This window comes from Microbispora sp. KK1-11, assembly GCF_006874435.1.
GTDB classification, from domain to species: Bacteria; Actinomycetota; Actinomycetes; order Streptosporangiales; family Streptosporangiaceae; genus Microbispora; species Microbispora catharanthi.
On record NZ_VIRJ01000004.1, the window covers coordinates 1 to 18406 of the forward strand.

Sequence of the window (18406 nt, forward strand, 5' to 3'; positions counted from 1 at the left end):
TGCACCGGCTGCGCGACCAGGCCACGAAGAAGGACCCGCTGGCCGCGCTGTCGGACCAGGAGCGGCAGATCCTCGAACTGATCGGCGAGGGCCTGACCAACCGCCAGATCGGCGAGCGGATGTTCCTGGCCGAGAAGACGGTCAAGAACTACGTGTCCAACCTGCTGAGCAAGCTCGACATGCAGCGCCGCACCCAGGCCGCCGCGCTCGCCGCCCGCCTCAAGGCCGGCCGGCGCGCCGGGACAGGGTAATCATCCGTGCCGGAGTTTCCCAGGAAGCCGGCGGGACCCGGCGATTCGGGCATATGCCCTATGTCGCTTATACCCAACTGGCGCATGGGCAGGTGGTTGCCAGGTGTCTCGTCACTGCGCGGACGTCTTCCGAACCGATCTCGTCTCGGCGGTGCGGCGGCTTTCGGTGGCCGCGCTCGTCGTCTCACTGGCCGGTCTCGCCGTTCCGGGATCCGCGGACGCGGCCTCCGCTCCGCTGCGCCGCAAACCGCACGCGGCCGCGGCCGCCGCGAAGGCGGCAGCCCGCGCGAAGGCGCCGGCCAGGCCCAGGCCCGGCCCGCGCGGTTACCAGATGGCCCGAGGCGGGCGGACCAGCGCCAGGCAGTACAAGTCGGGCCGCGGCAGGAACATCCAGAACCTCAACGGCGTCTACACGCCCTCGCTGCTGAGCGGCCCGCAGTCGACCGCCGTCACGTCCGCCGGGAAGATCACCAGCCAGGGCGCCTACTGCGCCCCCGGCAGCCGGTCCTGCAACATCTCCCAGAACATGAGGTGATCAGAACGTGAGGTGATCAGCCCAGCGGGACGCTCCACTCCAGCCGGGCGCCGCCGGCCTCCGGAGCGGCGAGGGTGAGGGCGCCGCCGAGCCGTTCGGCCCGGTCGGCGAGGTTGCGCAGGCCGCTGCGGCGGCCCTCGGCCGGGATGCCGACGCCGTTGTCCTCCACCACGAGGGTCAGCCGCCCGTCCCCGGCCTGGACGGCGACGTCGGCGCGGCTGGCCCTGGCGTGGCGGACGACGTTCGACAGGGCCTCGCGCAGGACGGCGAGCAGGTGTTCCGCGACCTCGGCTGGCACGTCGTTGTCGAGCCGGCCCTCCAGGCTCAGGCCCGGCATGAAGCCCAGGTGCCCGCGGGCGCCCTCGACCAGATCGACCACCTGGGCGCGCAGGCTGGGCGAGGCGTCCTCGCGCGGGGTCTGCAGGGCGAAGATGGTCGAGCGGATCTGCCGGATAGTGATGTCCAGCTCGTCGATCGCGCTCTGCAGCCGAGAGGACGCCTCCGGCCGCTCGACCAGGCGCACGGCGCTCATCAGCGTCATGGCGACGGCGAACAGCCGCTGGATGACCACGTCGTGCAGGTCCTTGGCGATGCGGTCGCGGTCTTCCAGCAGGCCGAGCCGCTCGGCGTCCCTGCGGGTCTCGGCCAGCTCAAGCGCGACGGCCGCCTGCCCGGCGAAGGCGTGCAGCGTGCGCAGCTCCGACTGGCTGAACGGCATCCGTCCCGGGCGTTTGACCAGGGCCAGCACCCCGCGTACGGCCCCGGCCGCGCCCAGCGGCACGGCCGCCACCGGGCCCGGGTCCAGGTCGCCGGCGAGATGGACGTCCCCGCCGACGGGGTCGTCCAGCATGAGAGGCTCGCCGCTCAGGAACGCCCGGCCCGACAGCGATCCTTCGATCGGCACGTCGCCGTCCTGCAGGCCACCGTCCTGCAGTGCGCCGTCCTGCAGGGCGCCGTCCTTCAGTGCCACCTGCAGGCTGTCTCCGCCCTTGCCCGGCAGCAGGATCGCCACGGCGTCGGCGTCGGCCATCTCGCGGGCGCGCCGGGCGATCAGCGTGAGGACCTCCTGCGGCTCGCCGCCCGACAGCAGGCGGGTGGTGATGTCCGAGGACGCCTGCAACCAGGTCTCGCGGCGGCGGCTCTCCTCGTACAGACGGGCGTTCTCGATCGCCACACCGGCGGCGGTGGCCAGGGCGACCACGATCGCCTCGTCGTCCTCGTCGAAGTTCCCGCCGCCGCGCTTCTCGGTGAGGTAGAGGTTGCCGAACACCTCGTCGCGCACCCGGACCGGCACCCCCAGGAAGCTGCCCATGGGCGGGTGGCCGGGCGGGAAGCCGTACGACTCGGGATGCTGGGAGATGTCCGACAGCCGCAATGTCTGCGGCTCCTTGATCAGCAGGCCGAGCAGGCCGAGCCCGTGCGGCCAGTGCTCGATCCTGGCGATCTCCTCCTCGCTCAGCCCCACGGGGACGAACTGGACGAGCGTGTTCTCCTCCCCGATCACGCCCATCGCGCCGTACGTCGCGTCCACCAGCGTCGCGGCGGTGGCGACGATGCGGCGCAGCACCACCTCCAGGTCGAGGTCGCTGCCGATCGAGACGACCGCCTCCAGCAACGCGTGCACCCGATCCCGGGTGGCCAGCACCGCTTCCAGACGCGACTGCAACTCCGCCAGCAGATCGTCCAAGCGCATGCTGGGGATCAGCGACCGCGGCTCGTTCTCCGTCATAGTGCAGAAGTCTGGCAGCACGGTGGTCTGGTGGGCACGGGGGTCCGGCGCGCCTTCAGATGTGGTGACGGCGCCACCTCTGGTCGGCCGCCGCCCAGGCGGCCTCCCATTCGCGGTAGCGCCTGCGGTCCAGCCGGTGACGTGCGAGCGCGAAGCAGGCCCAGGCCAGGACGGCGGCGCTGGCGACGACGCCGGCGGCGGCCAGTCCCGCCCTCGTCACCGTCTCGGCGCGCTGGGGCGGCGGCGCGGCCGGCCTGCCCGCGGCGTCCACCCACAGCCGCGCGTTCGCCGGGCCGTCCCGCAGGAGGAGCGCCACCGGGACCATGCCCTCCCTGACCTCACCGGATGGCAGCGTCCACCGTGCCAGGCTCACCGCGGGCAGACCGCGGCCGTTGGCCGTCACGGCGGACGTGTTCGCGATCGACGTGCCTCCGATCGACGTGCCTCCGATCGATGTGGCCTCGACCAGGGTGGCCGGGACCAGCTGCCGTGTCCCTGGCCCGACCCGCTCGGCCGCGACGCCGCCGTCGTACACCGTACGAGCGGCCAGCGCCGCGGGCCACGCGGCGAACAGGACGGCGGCCAGCGCCGCCGCGGCGAGCGCCGCCTCGATCCGGTCGGAACGGCGGCGCAGCGGGTTGCGATCGGGCCGGTAGCGGCGTAACCGCGACGCGACCCAGCGGACGATCGACCTCATCGCGCACCTCCTGTCGGGCCACAGGAGGTCCCACTTCCCCGGGCGGGCCCGTCCACGCCCGCCTGGGTGGGTTCAGCTCAGCTTCGCCCGGGCATCCGTGGACACGACCTTGTCCTTCTCCGCGGGCGACAGCAGGCCGGGGGCGACCCACTCCTCGGCGGCATTGGCCACCGCCGACTGGAACCGGCCCCGGTTGCCGAACGGGGCCTGCTCTCAGACGGCGTCGAGGATCGAACCGGTACCACGCCACGTTCCCGCCGCCCAGGCCGCCGTCCGCGGCGGTCGTCAGGCCTTGACCTCCGACGCGCTGAGCGCGCGGTCGTAGATCTGGAACTCGTTGCACGAGACATTCGGGGCCCTGGTCACGGCCGGGTCCGGCGGCACGGCCACCGAGTCAGTCCGTCACGCCATCAGTCCATCACGTCGGAGGCGGCGCGGCGGACGCTCTCGCTCTCGTCGATGACGAACCCCAGCCGCATGATCATCTGCGGCGCCTCTCCTGAGCACAGGTGCATGCGGATGAACTCCCGCAACTCAGGCATCTCCAGTGCCTGGGTGTGGAAGGCGACGCTCACGCCGTACGCGGAGGCGTGCAGCAGCATCCGCTGCAGCGCCTCGCCCGCGCGCAGCCAGTCCTCCCGGCCGTCGCCCGCGGTGGTGAGCAGCGCCACGAGGCCCGTCGAGGCGGACACCCGCTCGTCCGGCGCCATCCCCCACTCGTGGCCCCGGGCGTAGTCCCGCTGCGCGAAGTGCTGGGGGTGCGTACGCCGGGGATCGGTCGGATAGCCCGCCGCGGGCACCCCATCGCGGCGTGAACTGCCGGGCGGCCGGGCCCAGCGCATGAGTTCGAGGACGAACAGCCGGTTCTGCGACTGCACGTCCTGGGCCGCGCCGGTGAGCGCGGCGAGCACCCGCGCGGCGGCCTCCGACCCGATCGGCATCAGGTGGCCATCATTCTCGGCCGCCGCCTCTGCCACGAGCGAGTCGACCAGGCGGTCGGGGACCGGCAGAGCGGTGAACCCGGACCGGTGGGTACGGCGGCGCTCGATCTCCGCATGCAACAGGCGGGTGTGCTCGCCCGGCTCCCGCCCCGGCCGCACGCGTACGGTGGCCAGCAGCAGCGGGCGCTCCGGGTCGGGGAAGCGCCGCACCTGGGGCTCGTAGCCGAGGGCCTGCAGCGTGATCCGCACGTTGAACAGCGCGGCGCCGCAACTGATCGTCATCTGCCGGCCGGTGGGGTCGGAGACCCGCAGCTTCCTGTCGGGGTCGGCGCGCAGGCAGATCTCGTCGCCCGAGACGCCGAACGACCAGGGCTGGGTGTTGTGGATCGAGGGCGCCCACAGGGCCGCCTCCACCGCCGTCCTCGCGGCCTGCACGATCCCTTCAGCGGTCCGAGTGTTCACGGTCTCCTCCCCGGCGGTCGGTCACAGCAACGGCGGGGCGATGAGCAGGTCGTCCACGAGGAAGGCGAGGTCGGCGTCCACCTCGACGACGCCCTCGACCCGGCGTACGGCGTGCAGCAGCGGCTTGATGTCCGACCTGCGGGGCACCTGTCCGTTGATGGCCACCACGCCGCCGGTAACGGTGATCCGGAGGTCGTCGGGGCCGAGGTTCAGCCGCGCGGCGATCTCCTCGATGTCGGCCAGGATGTCCTCGGCCGGGCGGACGAACACACGCAGCAGGTCTCCCTGATGGACCGTCCCCACGATGCGGCCGGTCATGGCGTCGATCACGGGCAGCTGCTTGACGCGGTTGCGGTGCATCAGCCGGGCGGCGTCCCGCACGGACGTGCCGCCGGTGACCGTGATCGCGGGACGTGTCATGATCTGGCCGGCCTTCGTGCCCGTCGCCTTGCGGTGCTCCTCACGCCTGCGGGAACCGTCGAGCACGCTCTCGCCCGGATCGATCTCCTTCAGCAGGATGTCGTCCTCCGACACCACCCCGACCGGGCGCCGGTCGGCGTCGATCACCGTGACGGCGCCCACCTTGAACCGCTGCATGGTGGCGACAAGGTCGGCGAACGACGCGTCCATCGGCACCGCGATGGCGACCTTGCCCATGACATCCTTCACTTTCGCCGTCATGACGACGCCTCCCATCTCTCCCAGTGCCCAGCGTGCCTCGCCACGTCTTCCGAGGTCAGCGGTGAAGGTCCTGACCGCCCGGGACTTTCGGCCACCCATCGAGCCGCCCGCGGCGGGGTATGGCCAAGGGCCCCACCGGCAGGGCCGTCCGTCCCTTCGCATCCGGCCCGTACGGCGGTGCGATGGGACTGGGAACGGCAGACGGCCCGGGAAGGAGCCGATCATGCACATGAAGGTGCGGGACGTCATGACGAGCGAGGTCGCCTCCGTCAACGGCAGCACGCCGTTCAGGGACGTGGCCGAGGTGCTCATCGCGCACGAGGTCAGCGCGGTACCCGTCGTCGACGGTGAGGGCCACGTCGTCGGCGTGGTCTCCGAGGCCGACCTGCTGCGCAAGGAGGAGTTCCGCGAGCAGTTCTACCGCGAGGGCTACCGCCCGCCGCTACGCGCCCGCCTGCGCGAGGCCGTGGGGCACGGGGCCGCCAGGACCCAGGAGCGGGCCCGTGGGGTGACCGCCGCCGAACTCATGTCCACTCCCGCGGTCACCACCCGGCCGTACACCAGCGTGGTCAGCGCGGCGCGGCAGATGAGCCAGCACGGCGTCAAACGCCTGCCCGTCGTGGACGACGAGGGCGTGCTCATGGGCATCATCAGCCGTCACGACCTGCTCAAGGTTCTCGCCCGCGCGGACGCCGACATCGCCCGCGAGGTGCGGGAGGACATCATCGACAACTGCCTGTGGGCCGACCTGTCGGGCGTCGAGGTCTCGGCGTCGGAAGGCGTCGTGACGCTCACCGGCGCCCTGGAACGCCGCTCGCAGGCGCGGGTGCTCACCCGGATGGTCGAACGGACCAACGGCGTGATCGGGGTCGTCGACCGCCTGGAGTGGAAGGAGGACGACGTCGGCCCCTGGGAAGGAGCCTGATCCCGGAGCCTGGCCTCCTGTTCCCGGTTCACGTCGGGGGCTCCGGACCCTGATGTGGGCCGGGCGGTAGGTGAAGGCCCAGCGGTCGGTGCCGATCTTGCGGCGGGTGTAGCGGTCGGGGTGCTGGTAGCGGTCGCGGTTGTGGAACTGGCAGGCCGGGCCGAGCAGTTTGAGGTCGGTCAAGCCGCCGGTGCTCCAGTTGTCGGCGTGGTCGATCTGGCACATGGTGGCGGGCAGTGGGCAGCCGTCGATCCAGCAGGTGGCGTAGCGGGCGTAGATCGCGCGTCGTTGGGCGGGGGTGGCCAGGCGGACCTTGCGGCCCATGTCCAGCACCTGCCCCTCGGCGTCCATCACCAGCCGCACCAGGGTGGAGGTGCGGGCAAGGCGGTGCACGCTGGAGACCGGCAGCACCTGCCCGGTCGCCAGCAACAACCCCGGCACCGTCCCCAGCGCCACCCCCGGCACCGCTCCCCACAAAGTTCCCGGTGGCGCTTCCTGCGCCGTCCCGAGCGGCGTTCCCGGCGCTGTCCCCGCTGGCCTCCCCAGCTCCGGTTCCGCCGCGCCCGGCGCCGTTCCTGGCGTCCCGGGCGTCGCTGGCATCCTCGTCGCACGCGAGCACCGCGCCTCGCGGCCGCGCCCGCATGTGCCAAGGCCAACGGTTGCATCCTCCTGAGCCCAGTCCTGCTCCTCGCGGCCTGGCTCCCGGCGGCGGCCCGGCTCGTGGCGGCACTGTCCACGGCGCACGTCGTTGCGGCCTTCGGGCGTGTCCTGCGCATGCCGGCAGTCCCCCGCAGGCCGATGCCCGGCGTGGGCGTGATGCGCATTGGCGTTCTCGGGCGGAGGATCCCGCCGCGCTGTCTGCGAAGGTAACCCGGCATCTGCCTCGACCTCGGCAGTGCCGGCATCGTTGGGCGGGCAGGAGCCCTCACCCTGAGCAGGTGCGGTGGCGTGCGTTGCGTCTACGTCGCCGTGGTCGCCCATCTCGCCGGAGTTGGTGTCTTCGACGTCGCCGGGCCCGTCACTGGTTCCGGTGTCGCCGAAGGCAGCGGTGTTGTCGGCGTCGCAGGGGTCGCAAGGGTCGTCGGCGCTTCCGGCGTCGCCGGGGGCGCTGATGTCCTCGCTGTCCCGGCCATCCTCCGCGTCCTCGGCGCCCTCAGCGCCCTCGGCGTCTTCGGCGTCTTCGGCGTCTTCGGCGTCTTCGGCGTCTTCGGTGTGATCGTTGCCGGGGGCAGCGGGTTGGGGGTCGGCAGGGAGGGATTCGGCGTTGACCAGGACCAGGAGTTCGATGGCGATCTTCTGCTCCAGCAGCGCGATGAACGCATCCGCCTGGCGGACCCGCAGCGGCCGGTCGTCGCCCTCCGCGCGCGGTTTGGCGTAGGCGTCCAGCAGGGCCCGTAGCCGGGCGGCCGCCTCGCGCGGCAGGTAGAACTCCCCCTCCAGGCCCCCACCTTTGGTGGGGCGGACCCGCAGGAACCGCCGCGCGTAGTCGGCCTGCTCGTCGCGGTCCTCCCCGTCGGGGTCGAGCACCGCCCGCAGGTAGCGGCCGGCTTTGGCCACCTCCGCCGCCCCCGCCTTACCCGCCAGCTCCAGCAGGATCGGCTCGGCCAGGGCGGCGTGCTCGTCACTCAACTGGGCGGTAGCGGTGCAGATCGCCTCCACCACCCCCGCCGCCAACCCACCCTCAGCGAACTTCTCCCGCACCCGGGGCAGACGCGCCAACTCCACCGCCAAGGTCAGCAAGCGGCCCGCTCCCGCGACGCTCATCCCCGCGGCGGTGCGCAACCAACTACGGGTCGAGGCATGCCCATGCCGCTTGGCCTGCCCCGCACCATGCACCCGCCCCACCCGATCCGCCAACGCGGAGGTGATCCGATCCCGCGCGAACAGCAACTCCTCAGCCTCAGCAAGACAGATATCCGCATCATCCGGCAACGGCGCCAACGCCAACGCCTGCGCCGACTCACGCAACGACGCCACCAAAGCCCACGACGACCGGAACTTGTCCCGGCCGGCGCCGCCCCCACAACCACCGGCACCCAAGCCATGGGCACTACCGGCACCAGCCCTGCGGGCGCCGGAGTCAGCGCCGGTGGAGGCACCGGCATGCGAGGTCGCAGATGCACGATTTCCGGCAGCGGCATTCGCATGCAGTCGCATTTGTCCGAGGAGGCACTTCCATCGTTGTGTGACACGAGCATCCCGGCCCGACTCACCGAAAGGTCCCCGAACGTGCTCGCCGCCGGAGGTCGCGCTTTCGGGAGACCAGAGGGGCGATCGAGAAGTCAGCCGCTCCCACCAGTGCTCATCGGGAATGTTCGAACGACCGAGGCGGCCAGGGTCGACGAGCGGCGACTCCATGACACCTCCTCATGCTCATTCGAAAATCTGTATGAATTCTTTCACGCGCCACTCACCCCGCTCAAGCGCGGAGGCGAATTAAATGGAGTCACAGGCAGAACCACAATTCGGGGTATAGATTCCATTTTCACCCGGCTCGCTCCATGGCCTCCCGATTGCCAGGGCCCCAGAATTCGCTCGCGAATCCCAGGTCCCGCCGACGAGGAGAGCCGCGCTGGTGCCGCCCCCGGCTCCTCTGTGGCGCCCCGCGGCTCGGTCAGCGCGAGACCGCGGTCCGTGCCGTCCGGACGATCGCGGCGGCGAATTCCGCAGCGGCAAGGGATACCGCGACGCGCGGCTTCACCTGCGCCGATGCCGGACGCACCGGCGTAGCCGTCTGGGCATTGGAGAGGCGAAATCCAGAAAAGGTGGTTTCCGTCCGCCCGTCGGCGGTAGCCCAGTAAGGGACCGACCAAGCGAGAGACAAGGAGAAGCACGTGATCACCCACGAGCAGATCCCCATGGTGCTCGACAACCCGGTCTACGACCCCGACGGCGACAAGATCGGCGAGGTCGCACAGGTCTTCCTCGATGACGCGACCGGACGGCCGAAGTGGCTCTGTATCAAGACGGGACTTCTCCACACCAAGGAGACCTTCGTCCCGCTGCACGACGCGAGCCTGACGGCCGGCCATGTCGAGGTCCCGTACGACAAGGAGCACGTCAAGAACGCGCCCGACGTGGACCTGGACGCCGACGGGCACCTGTCCGCCGAGCAGGAGCGTGAGCTCTACCGTCACTACGACATGGACTGGGACGGTGCCTGGGAACGCGCCAACCGGCCCGACAGCCTCGCCGGCTGGGCCGACAGCGCCGGGCGGCGCGAACGCGAACGGCTGGGGGTCGGCGCCGACGATCCCGGCGAGTACAGGGACTACGCCGTGACCCGCGGCGGGGAGCGGTACGGCACCGACGATCCGGCGCTCGGCTCCAGGGACCGCCTGGACGCCGAGATCCCCGGCACGCGACCGGGTGAGCCGCTGGCGCGGCGGGAGCCCGAGACGCGGTCCGAGGAGCTGTTCGGCAGCGGCGATCCCTCGCGCACGTCGAGCGAGCGGTACGGCACCGAGGACCCGGCGGCCCGGTCACAGGAACGGTTCGGCACCGGCGATCCGGTGACCGGCGCCGGCGACCGGTTCGTCACCGACAAGGACGCCCGCGATCGGGACATCCGTCGCCGGGACATCCCCGGCCAGGACGAGCCGCACCTGTAACCGGGACGAACACCGAAGAACACCGAAGAACACCGAAGAACACGGACGAACACGGACGAACACCGGCGAACCCGGCAGAACCGGGGAAGCCGCTCGTCACCAGCCCCGTTGCCCCGGTGCGCCTCCGCCGCCGGGGCAACGGCATGCCCGGCCGCTTACCCGGCCCGCTTTCGAGGCGTCTTTCAGTCGTCGTCGATGACCTCGCCGTGCACCACACGGCCCCGGCCCGCTCCGGCGGGCCCGCCGGAGCGGGCCGCACCGCCGAAGCCACCTGCACCGCCGAAGCCCGCCCCCTCGTCGAACCCCGCGGTCCGGTCGAAGAGCGGCGCGTACGGCGAGCGGGCGGCGAGCGACCGCACGCGGCGGCCGAAGAACCACGACAGCCACCGCCGCGCGATCGGCCGGGTGAACGGCAGGATCATGAAGAACCCGAACACGTCGGTCAGGAAGCCGGGGGCAAGCAGGAGGGCGCCGCCGGCGACGATCATCGCCCCGTCGGCGAGTTCACGGTCGGGCATGCGCCCCGACTCGATGGTGGCGCGCACTGCCGCCCACGCCCGCCGCCCTTCGCGGCGCACCAGCCAGGCGCCGAGGATGCTGTCGGCGATGAGCAGAGCGACCGTCTCCCACCCGCCGATCACGGACCCCACCCGGATCAGAATCCAGATCTCCAGGATGGGAACCAGGAGGAACCCGAGGAACAGCCCGATCCGCACCATGTCTTGCCCCACTCACCCCGGCACTCGTACGTCTGCGTCAACGTCCCCGCGGCCGCTGGGGTTCCTGTGGATCGTGGCTATCGCCTCGGGCGAAACCGATCACCGAACCCGGCGACCCCCCAGACGGCGATGCGCCAGAAGGCCTCGAAGATGATCTTGCGGCTCATCTTGCTGCTGCCCACGGTGCGCTCGACGAACGTGATCGGTATCTCGGTCACCCGCAGGCCCTGCCGTACGGTGCGGAGCGTGAGGTCCACCTGGAAGCAGTAGCCCTGCGACTCGACGTCGTCCAGCCCGATCTTCTCCAGGGTGGCCGCACGATAGGCCCGGAAGCCCGCCGTGGCGTCGCGCACCGGGATGCCGAGCACCAGCCGGACGTAGGTGTTGGCCCCCCGGGACAGCAACTCGCGCGAGAACGGCCAGTTGACGGTCTTGCCGCCGGGCACCCACCGGGAGCCGATCGACAGATCGGCGCCGTCGGTCACCGCGTCGAGCAGCTTGTGCAGCTCCTCGGGCTGGTGGGAGCCGTCGGCGTCCATCTCCACCAGCACGTCGTAGCCCTCGGCCAGGCCCCACCGGAATCCGGCGATGTAGGCGGCGCCCAGCCCCTGCTTGCTCGTCCTGTGCAGGACGTGGACGTGATCGTCCGCCTCGGCCAGCTCGTCGGCGATCCTGCCGGTGCCGTCGGGACTGTTGTCGTCGGCCACGAGCAGGTGCACGTCGGGCAGCGCCTCGCGCAGCCGCCGCGTGATCAACGGGAGGTTCTCCCGCTCGTTGTACGTGGGGACGATCACGAGCACCCGCCCTGGGGTCCGCTCCATCAGCTTCTCCTCCGCCCAGAGATGGCCGCCACCGTCGCTCCGGCTCCCATGAGTACCATGATCCACTCCGGCAGCGCACCTAGCTCCGCCGCCACCGTGTTCTTCGTCCTGACGGGGACGTCCAGGACGTTCATCCCCGCCACCAGCTCGCCGGTACGCCATCCGACCCGGCCGTCAGGGCCGACGTACGCGGAGATGCCCGTGGTCGCCGCGGTGACCACGGCCCGGTTGAACTCCACCGCCCGCAGCTGCGACATCGCGAGCTGCTGGGGCGGCAGGTTGGTGAGCGCGTAGCTGGCGTTGTTGGTCTGCACCACCAGCGGCGTGCCGCCGGCCAGCACCGTGTCGCGCACCGTGCTGTCGAACGCCACCTCGTAGCACTCCACGGTGCCGATCGTCACCGGCCCCATCCGCAGCGCTCCCACCTTGTCGCCGGGGACCGACTGCCGGCCGACGAGCTGGGCTCGCGACGACAGCGCCAGGAACAGGTCCTTCATCGGGGTGTACTCGCCGAACGGCACCAGCCGCCGCTTGTCGTAGTACGCGCCCGGGCCGGTGACCGGGTCCCAGACCACACCGCGGGTGGCCCGGTTCTCGGTGCCGATCTTGACCACCGCGCCGACGAGGATCGGCACGCCGATGTCCTTGGCGGCGGAGTCGATCACCTGCCTGGCGTACGCGCTGGTGTAGGGGTCGATGTCGGTGGAGTTCTCCGGCCACACCACGATGTCGGGCCGCTGGAGTTTCCCCGCGCGCACCGCCTCGGCCATCCGGTGCGTCTCGTCCGCGTGGTTGCGCAGCACGACGGCGGGCTCGTCGCCGAGGAAGTACATCCCCCGCCCAGGGACGTTGCCCTGGATGACACCGATCCGCACTGTCCTGCCCTCGTCGCCGGGCCGGGGCACGACCAGCCCCAGCACCGGTACGGCTATCGCGGCGAGCAGCGTCCCGGCAAGCACCCGGTCGGCCCGCCACCTCGGCGGACGCCGTGTGACCAGCGCGGCGAGCAGCGCCCCCGTGAGTGCGACCGTGAAACTTACAAGCGGGGCGCCGCCCAGCGCGGCGAAGCCGGTGTACGGCGACTCGCCCTGGCTGAAGGCCAGCCGCGCCCAGGGGAAGCCTCCGACGGGGAACAGGCCACGGGCCCACTCCTGCACGACCCACAGGCAGGCCACCCACAACGGCCACAGGCGCAGCCGCATGACGAGGACGGCCACACAGGCCAGCGCGGCCCAGAACAGGCTCTCGATGCCCGACAGGGCCAGCCAGGCGTCGTCCCCGATCGGGCGGACCCAGGCCAGCGTCGGCAGGAGGAACGCCAGCCCCCCGGCGTACCCGATCCACGCCGCCCGGCGCGGCCGCAGGCCGTACAACGCGAGGGCGAGCAGCGCCACGCCCACCGGCGCGCAGAACCACCATCCGATGGGCGGGAAGGCGAGGTAGAGCACCAGGCCGCCCGCGACGGAGGCGGCGAGGCGGATCAGCACGCCCGGCACCCATGGCTTCGACGCCGCGGCGGCGGGCGGAGCCGCGTCCTGTGCCGTCTTCAGTGCCACGGGGCAGTATCTCCTCGCATGTCGATGGTCCCGACGCCAAAAATCATTCCAGGTCAGGGTCGCAGACGGCGGCGCAGGCCGCCAAACCGGCCTCAGCCACTGTACGGCGGCGAGGAGCAGGCGGAGGAGGAGAGAGGAAGGGAAGAAGGCCCGGGCGGCCCTTCGGACCGGTTCCGTCCCGTCGGCGGCGGGCGCGGAGCTCCGTTGTCTACTGGGTGCCCGGGCCCCTCCTGGGTCCAACCCCCCGGCCGGATGGGGTGCCCCGCCTCGGCGGGACGCCGCCCTGCGCCTGGTGTGCTGACGGGGTCACGCTCCGTCATCGACGCAGAGGTCGGCGGCGCCATAGAGCGGCCAACCGGTCAGTCCCGTGCTGGACTGCGCAGCAAACTACCGACCTCAGCGCAGATGTCAACCGCGTCCCGATCAGCGGAAATACCACATTTCCGCAGGTAGGAGCGGTGCCCGTTCGGCACCGTTCCGGTCAACGCCGTTCCAGACCGTTGAGGACCTCGGGCAGCTCCTCCGTGTGGACCACGCCGAGGCGGCTCGTGGCCCTGGTGAGTGCGACGTAGAGGTCGCTCGGGCCGCGCGGCGACTCCCGCAGGATCCGGCCGGGCTCGACCACGATCACCGAGTCGAACTCCAGCCCCTTGGCCTCGGTCACCGACAGCACCGCCACGGGCGCGTCCAGCGCGGCCGGGCCGGGCCCTGTGGCCGCCTCGGGCACGGCCGCCCGGACGATCGCCCCGATCTCCTCGGTCATCCCGGCCGGGGCGATGACCACGAGGCGGCCCTCCCCGACGACCTCCGCCGCGACCACCGGGCCCGCCTCCGCGAGGGTGGCGACCCGCAGGGCCCACGGCCGCTCGCCCGTCTCCCGCACCGACTCCGGCGCCTTCAGGTCGGAGCCGACCAGTTCGAGCACGCGGGCGGCGACCTCCATCAGCTCGGCGGGGGTGCGGTAGTTGACGCTGAGGTGCTCCTCGCGCCAGCGGCCCGCGACGTACGGATCGAGGACCCGGGCCCAGCTCGCCGCGCCCGCGGCCGACCCGGTCTGCGCGATGTCGCCGACGATCGTCATCGACCGGCCGGGAATGCGCCGCATGACCATCCGCCAGGCCATCTCGGACAGCTCCTGGGCCTCGTCCACGATCACGTGGCCGAAGGCCCACGTGCGGTCCCTGGCGGCCCGCTCGGCCGTGGTGAGATAGGTCTCCTCGGCCTGCTGCCGTTCTGCGAAGCGCTCGGCGTCCATGATGTCGGCCAGGCCGGTCAGCTCCAGCACCTCGCGGGCGTAGGCGATGCGCTCCTCGCGCTCCTGCTCGGCCCGGCGCGCCGCCCGCAGCACCCCCTCGTCGATGTCCCCCAGCAGCTCGGCGGCCTCGTCGAGCAGCGGCACGTCGGCCGCGCTCCACCAGTTCTCCCCCGGCTTCTCCCCCGCTTTGGGCGGCTCGCGCAGCAGCAGGTCGCGCTCCGGCGCGCCCAGCCCGGCCGCCGCCATCCGGTCGCGGTCGGTGAACAGGCCGATGAGCAGCTGCTGCGGCGTGAGGTAGGGCCACAGCCGGTTGAGCGCCACCCGCACCGGCTCCTCGGTGCGCAGGTCCTCGCGCAGGTCGGCGAAGTCGGCGTCGTCGAGTGCGCCGCGGCCCAGGTGGCGGGCCGCCTGCCGGGTGAGCACGGTCAGCAGGTGGCGGATGAAGACGGCTCTGGCCTGGTTGTGCGGGCGGCGGGAACGGCCGGCCTTCGACCGGGCCGCCTCCAGCGTCTGCCGGTCGAGCTTCAGCGTGAACTTGTCGAGCTTGATCTCCACGGGAGTGCGCGGCATCCGCTGGCGCTCCCGTACGGCCCGGGCGATCACGTCGGCCATCGCGATCCGGCCCTTGACCGCGGCGGCCTCGGGCGGGTCCTCCCGGGTCGCGGTGACGCCCGGGTACAGCTCGCCCACGGTGGACAGCAGCACGTCGGTCTCGCCGAGGGACGGCAGCACCTGCTCGATGTAGCGCATGAAGGTCGGGTTGGGCCCGAGGATCAGCACTCCCCGGCGTTCCAGCCGCTCACGGTAGGTGTAGAGGAGGTAGGCCGCGCGGTGCAGGGCCACCACGGTCTTGCCGGTGCCCGGGCCGCCCTGGACGACGAGCACGCCGTTCAGGTCGCTTCGGATGATCTTGTCCTGCTCGGCCTGGATGGTGGCGACGATGTCGCGCATGCGGCCGGTGCGCTTCTCGCCGAGCGCGGCCAGCAGCGCCGCCTCGCCGTTCAGCGAGGCCCGGTCGGCGTCGGTGAGGCTGTCGAGGTCGAGCAGGTCGTCGTCGATCGCGGTGACCCTGCGGCCCCGCGTGTGCAGGTGGCGCCGCCGGGTGACGCCCATCGGGGCGGCCGGGGTGGCACGGTAGAACGGCTGCGCCACCGGGGCCCGCCAGTCGATCAGCAGCCGGTGCTGGTCGTCGTCCGACAGGCCGATGCGGCCGATGTACAGCCGCTCACCCTCCGCGTGGTCGAGCCTGCCGAAGCACAGGCCGTTCTCCACCGCCCACAGGCGGGCCAGCCGCTGGGTGTACATGACGGCGAAGTTGTCGCGCTCCGAGCGGTTCTGGTGGGTGCCGAAGGCCCCCTGGGCCAGCACGGCGTCGAGCTGCCCGCGCGTGCGCTCCCGCAGCACGTCGAGGCGCTCGTACAGCGCGGCGACGTACTTCTGCTCCCGGGCCAGCTCGCCCGTCGAAGACTCTGGCATAGGCCGCCAGATTCTACGTGCCGTCCCGCTCTTCTCCCGCATCGGGCACAGCGGGGTCACAGGCGCGGTCACAGATGGATCTCGGCGCGGATCGCGGTCTTGACGGCACTCGAGCCCGTTCGTACGGTCGCCTCAAAAGTTAGGAAACTTTCCTAACCGGCTGCTGGGAGAACGTATGACCCGCCCGATCGCGGGGACGCCGAGCCTGCTGCGCGCGATCAACGACCGTGCCGCGCTGATGGTCCTGCTCGAACGCGGCCCGCTGACCCGGCCCGAGCTGGGGACCCTCACCGGCCTGTCCAAGCCGACCGCCTCCCAGCTGCTGGCCCGGCTCCAGGAGGCCGGCCTGGTCGTCCTGGACGGCATCCGCGAGGGCCTGCCGGGCCGTACGGCCGAGCTGTACCGGATCAACCCTCGCGCGGCGCACGTGGCGGCGCTGGACGTCACGCCGGCGCGCATCGCCGTGGCGGTCGCGGACGTCACCGGCAGGGTCGTCGCCGAGCACCGTCTGGCCACCCCCGGGCGCACCGGGGGCGACGTGGTGGAGCGGGTCCGGGCCGCGCTCGCGGGGGCGGGCGGCCCGGCCGGGCTCGACCCGACGGAGCTGAGCCGGGTGGTCGTCGGCATCGGGGGCGCCGTCGATCCCTCGACGGGCAGGCTCGGCTACGCCGCCCACATCCCGGGCTGGCACATCCCCGACCTGATCGGGACCCTCCGCGACGGGATCGGCGTGCCGATCGACGTGGAGAACGACGTCAACCTGGTCGCCCAGGCCGAACGGTCCAGGGGCAGCGCCCGGGGCCACCAGGACTACGTGCTGCTGTGGGCCGACGAGGGCATCGGCGCGGCCCTCGTCATCGGCGGCCGCCTCCATCGCGGGGCGACCGGCGGCGCGGGCGAGGTCGGTTACATGCCCGTGGTGGGCGCCCCCACCGCGCGGGACGTGGGCAGGCGGGCCAACCACGGGTTCCAGGCGCTGTCGGGCGGCCCGGCCGTGCTCGCCCTCCTGCGGGCGCACGGCGTGCGCGGCTCCACGCCGAGCGGCGCCGTCCGCAACGCGGTCGCCGCGGCCGGGCGCGGCGGCCCGGACGGCGAGAGCGCGCGCGAGGCCCTCCGCGACCTCGCAGGCCGCCTCGCGCTGGGGCTGGCGGCGATCACGGCCGTCGTCGATCCCGAGATCGTCGTGCTGTCCGGCGGCGTGCTGCTGGCCGGCGGCGAGGTCCTACGGGAGACGGTCGAGCGTGAGCTGCACGCGCTGACCATCCCCCGGCCCCGCGTGCTGCTGTCCACCCTGGAGGGCAATCCGGTCCTCGCCGGGGCCCTCGACCTCGCGCTCGGCGCCGTACGCGAGGAACTGTTCGGCGCGGTGAACAAGTCCCCTTCGACGCACTAGGGAGGCACCCCCCATGAAACGCCTTCTCTTCCTCTCCACGGCACTGTCCATCGGGACCGGGCTGGCCGCGCTCACCGCCTGCACGGCCGGCACCGAGAGCGCGCCGCCCAAGGTGGCCCAGAGCGGGGCGAGCCACGACCCGGTCACCATCGAGTTCTGGCACGGCTTCAGCGCCGACAACGAGCTCAAGGCCTTCGACGAGACCCTCGCCGGCTTCCGGAAGAAGTTCCCCTGGATCACGGTCAAGCCGACCAAGGCCGTCCAGGACAGCCAGATCCTCCAGTCCGTACGCGGCGGCAACCCGCCCGACGTCGCCCTGTCGTTCACCACCGACAGCGTCGCCGAGTTCTGCAAGGCCGGGATCTTCCAGGACCTCAACCCCTACCTGAAGGCGAGCGGCATCGACCCGGCGTCGCTGTTCCCGAAGGTGATCGCCGAATACACGCAGTATCAGGGCAAGCGCTGCGTGATGCCCATGCTCGCCGACGCGTACGGCCTCTACTACAACAAGACGCTCATGAAGGGCCACCAGCCCCCGAAGACGATGAGCGAGCTGGCCGACCTCGCCAAGAAGCTGACGGTCAAGGACGACAAGGGCGACATCAAGGTCGCCGGGTTCGTCCCGACCAGCCAGATGTACGAGAACGCCCCCATCCACACCGGCGTGATGGTCGGCGCGAAGTGGACCAACCCCGACGGCACCTCGGCCATCGGCTCCGACCCGCAGTGGAAGAAGCTGATGACCTGGCAGAAGGACCTCACCGACTGGTACGGCTACGACAAGCTCGAGAAGTTCCGCAAGAGCCTCGGCGACGAGTGGTCGGCCGAGAACCCGTTCACCACCGGCAAGGTCGCCATGGCCGTCGACGGCGAGTGGCGCACCGCCATGCTCGCCGCCGACGCTCCGGACCTCGACTACGGCACAGCGCCGCTGCCGGTGGCCGACGACCAGCCCCAGCGGTACGGCGCGGGCTTCATCACCGGCACCGTCATCGGCATCCCGCGCGGCGCCAAGCACGCGGAGGCCGCCTGGGAGCTGGTGAAATACCTCACCACCGACACCGGCTCGCTGGTGACGCTGTCGAACGCGATCAGGAACGTGCCGAGCACGCTGCCCGCGCTCCAGTCGCCGGACCTCAAGAAGGACCCGAACTTCCAGACCTTCCTCGATATTTTCGCCAACCCGAACAGCACGACGATGCCGGCCCACGTCAACTCCGTCTTCAACCAGCAGACGCTGCAGGAGGCGCAGATCAAGTGGGAGTCGGGCCGCGCGTCCGACCTGGACGCGCTGCTCGCCGAGGTCGACAAGAAGATCGACGAGAAGCTCAAGCTGACGGCGGGCGGCTGAGCC

Annotated in this window: 15 protein-coding genes and 1 pseudogene; 6 read left to right on the forward strand and 10 right to left on the reverse strand. The window is 71.8% G+C overall.

Annotated elements, in window-relative coordinates:
- Both FLW16_RS07685 and FLW16_RS07690 read left to right on the forward strand, forming a co-directional pair.
- Nucleotides 1-251: response regulator transcription factor (locus tag FLW16_RS07685; RefSeq protein ID WP_142559108.1), on the forward strand; the 251-nt coding region annotated here is incomplete at its 5' end.
- A 151-nt stretch (nt 252-402) separates the two neighbouring features.
- The gene (locus FLW16_RS07690) at nt 403-786 is read left to right on the forward strand and encodes a hypothetical protein (RefSeq protein ID WP_142559110.1); all 384 of its coding nucleotides are present in this window, start codon (nt 403-405) and stop codon (nt 784-786) included.
- Nucleotides 787-802: 16 nt separating this feature from the next.
- Here FLW16_RS07690 and FLW16_RS07695 read toward each other — a convergent pair whose 3' ends face one another.
- From FLW16_RS07695 to FLW16_RS07715, 5 genes are all read right to left on the reverse strand, one after another.
- Nucleotides 803-2515, reverse strand: a complete 1713-nt coding sequence (locus FLW16_RS07695; RefSeq protein WP_142559112.1) for a GAF domain-containing protein — start codon at nt 2513-2515, stop codon at nt 803-805.
- A 55-nt stretch (nt 2516-2570) separates the two neighbouring features.
- Nucleotides 2571-3212 carry a hypothetical protein gene (locus FLW16_RS07700; protein ID WP_142559114.1) on the reverse strand — a complete coding sequence of 214 codons (642 nt, stop codon included), beginning with the start codon at nt 3210-3212 and terminating at the stop codon, nt 2571-2573.
- 285 nt (nt 3213-3497) lie between these two features.
- The gene (locus tag FLW16_RS44400) at nt 3498-3602 is read right to left on the reverse strand and encodes a LamG domain-containing protein (protein ID WP_142559116.1); all 105 of its coding nucleotides are present in this window, start codon (nt 3600-3602) and stop codon (nt 3498-3500) included.
- A 20-nt stretch (nt 3603-3622) separates the two neighbouring features.
- Nucleotides 3623-4615: an Acg family FMN-binding oxidoreductase gene (locus tag FLW16_RS07710; protein ID WP_142559118.1), complete on the reverse strand. Its 993-nt coding sequence runs from the start codon at nt 4613-4615 to the stop codon at nt 3623-3625.
- A 21-nt stretch (nt 4616-4636) separates the two neighbouring features.
- Complete coding sequence (locus tag FLW16_RS07715) at nt 4637-5296, reverse strand: CBS domain-containing protein (protein ID WP_142559120.1); 660 nt, start codon at nt 5294-5296, stop codon at nt 4637-4639.
- A gap of 223 nt (nt 5297-5519) precedes the next feature.
- Here FLW16_RS07715 and FLW16_RS45020 point away from each other — a divergent pair, with 223 nt between their 5' ends.
- Nucleotides 5520-6221: a CBS domain-containing protein gene (locus FLW16_RS45020; protein WP_142559123.1), complete on the forward strand. Its 702-nt coding sequence runs from the start codon at nt 5520-5522 to the stop codon at nt 6219-6221.
- Nucleotides 6222-6500: 279 nt separating this feature from the next.
- Here FLW16_RS45020 and FLW16_RS46140 read toward each other — a convergent pair.
- A pseudogene (locus FLW16_RS46140) lies at nt 6501-8579 on the reverse strand (DUF222 domain-containing protein); the annotation flags it as partial.
- 476 nt (nt 8580-9055) lie between these two features.
- On the opposite strand from FLW16_RS46140, the gene FLW16_RS07730 reads away from it, so the two are divergent.
- On the forward strand, nt 9056-9832 hold the full coding sequence (locus tag FLW16_RS07730) for a PRC-barrel domain-containing protein (RefSeq protein ID WP_142559126.1): 777 nt from the start codon (nt 9056-9058) through the stop codon (nt 9830-9832).
- 182 nt (nt 9833-10014) lie between these two features.
- Here the strand turns inward: FLW16_RS07730 and FLW16_RS07735 are convergent, their stop codons facing one another.
- The 4 genes from FLW16_RS07735 to FLW16_RS07750 form a co-directional block, all read right to left on the reverse strand.
- Nucleotides 10015-10551 (reverse strand): FxsA family protein, encoded by a 537-nt coding sequence (locus FLW16_RS07735; RefSeq protein WP_142559128.1) that lies wholly within the window; start codon nt 10549-10551, stop codon nt 10015-10017.
- Between the two features lie 77 nt (nt 10552-10628).
- Nucleotides 10629-11372, reverse strand: coding sequence for a polyprenol monophosphomannose synthase (locus FLW16_RS07740; RefSeq protein WP_139572946.1), 744 nt, complete (start codon nt 11370-11372; stop codon nt 10629-10631).
- Complete coding sequence (lnt, locus tag FLW16_RS07745) at nt 11372-12928, reverse strand: apolipoprotein N-acyltransferase (protein WP_260614996.1); 1557 nt, start codon at nt 12926-12928, stop codon at nt 11372-11374. Before lnt ends, FLW16_RS07740 begins: the two co-directional genes overlap by 1 nt.
- Nucleotides 12929-13409: 481 nt before the next feature.
- Entirely contained in the window at nt 13410-15659 is a 2250-nt protein-coding gene (locus FLW16_RS07750; RefSeq protein WP_142559130.1) for a PhoH family protein, read from the reverse strand.
- A gap of 175 nt (nt 15660-15834) precedes the next feature.
- On the opposite strand from FLW16_RS07750, the gene FLW16_RS07755 reads away from it, so the two are divergent.
- The gene (locus FLW16_RS07755; protein ID WP_142559132.1) at nt 15835-17052 is read left to right on the forward strand and encodes an ROK family transcriptional regulator; all 1218 of its coding nucleotides are present in this window, start codon (nt 15835-15837) and stop codon (nt 17050-17052) included.
- A 13-nt stretch (nt 17053-17065) separates the two neighbouring features.
- Complete coding sequence (locus tag FLW16_RS07760) at nt 17066-18403, forward strand: ABC transporter substrate-binding protein (protein ID WP_142559134.1); 1338 nt, start codon at nt 17066-17068, stop codon at nt 18401-18403.
- Nucleotides 18404-18406 lie beyond the last annotated feature (3 nt).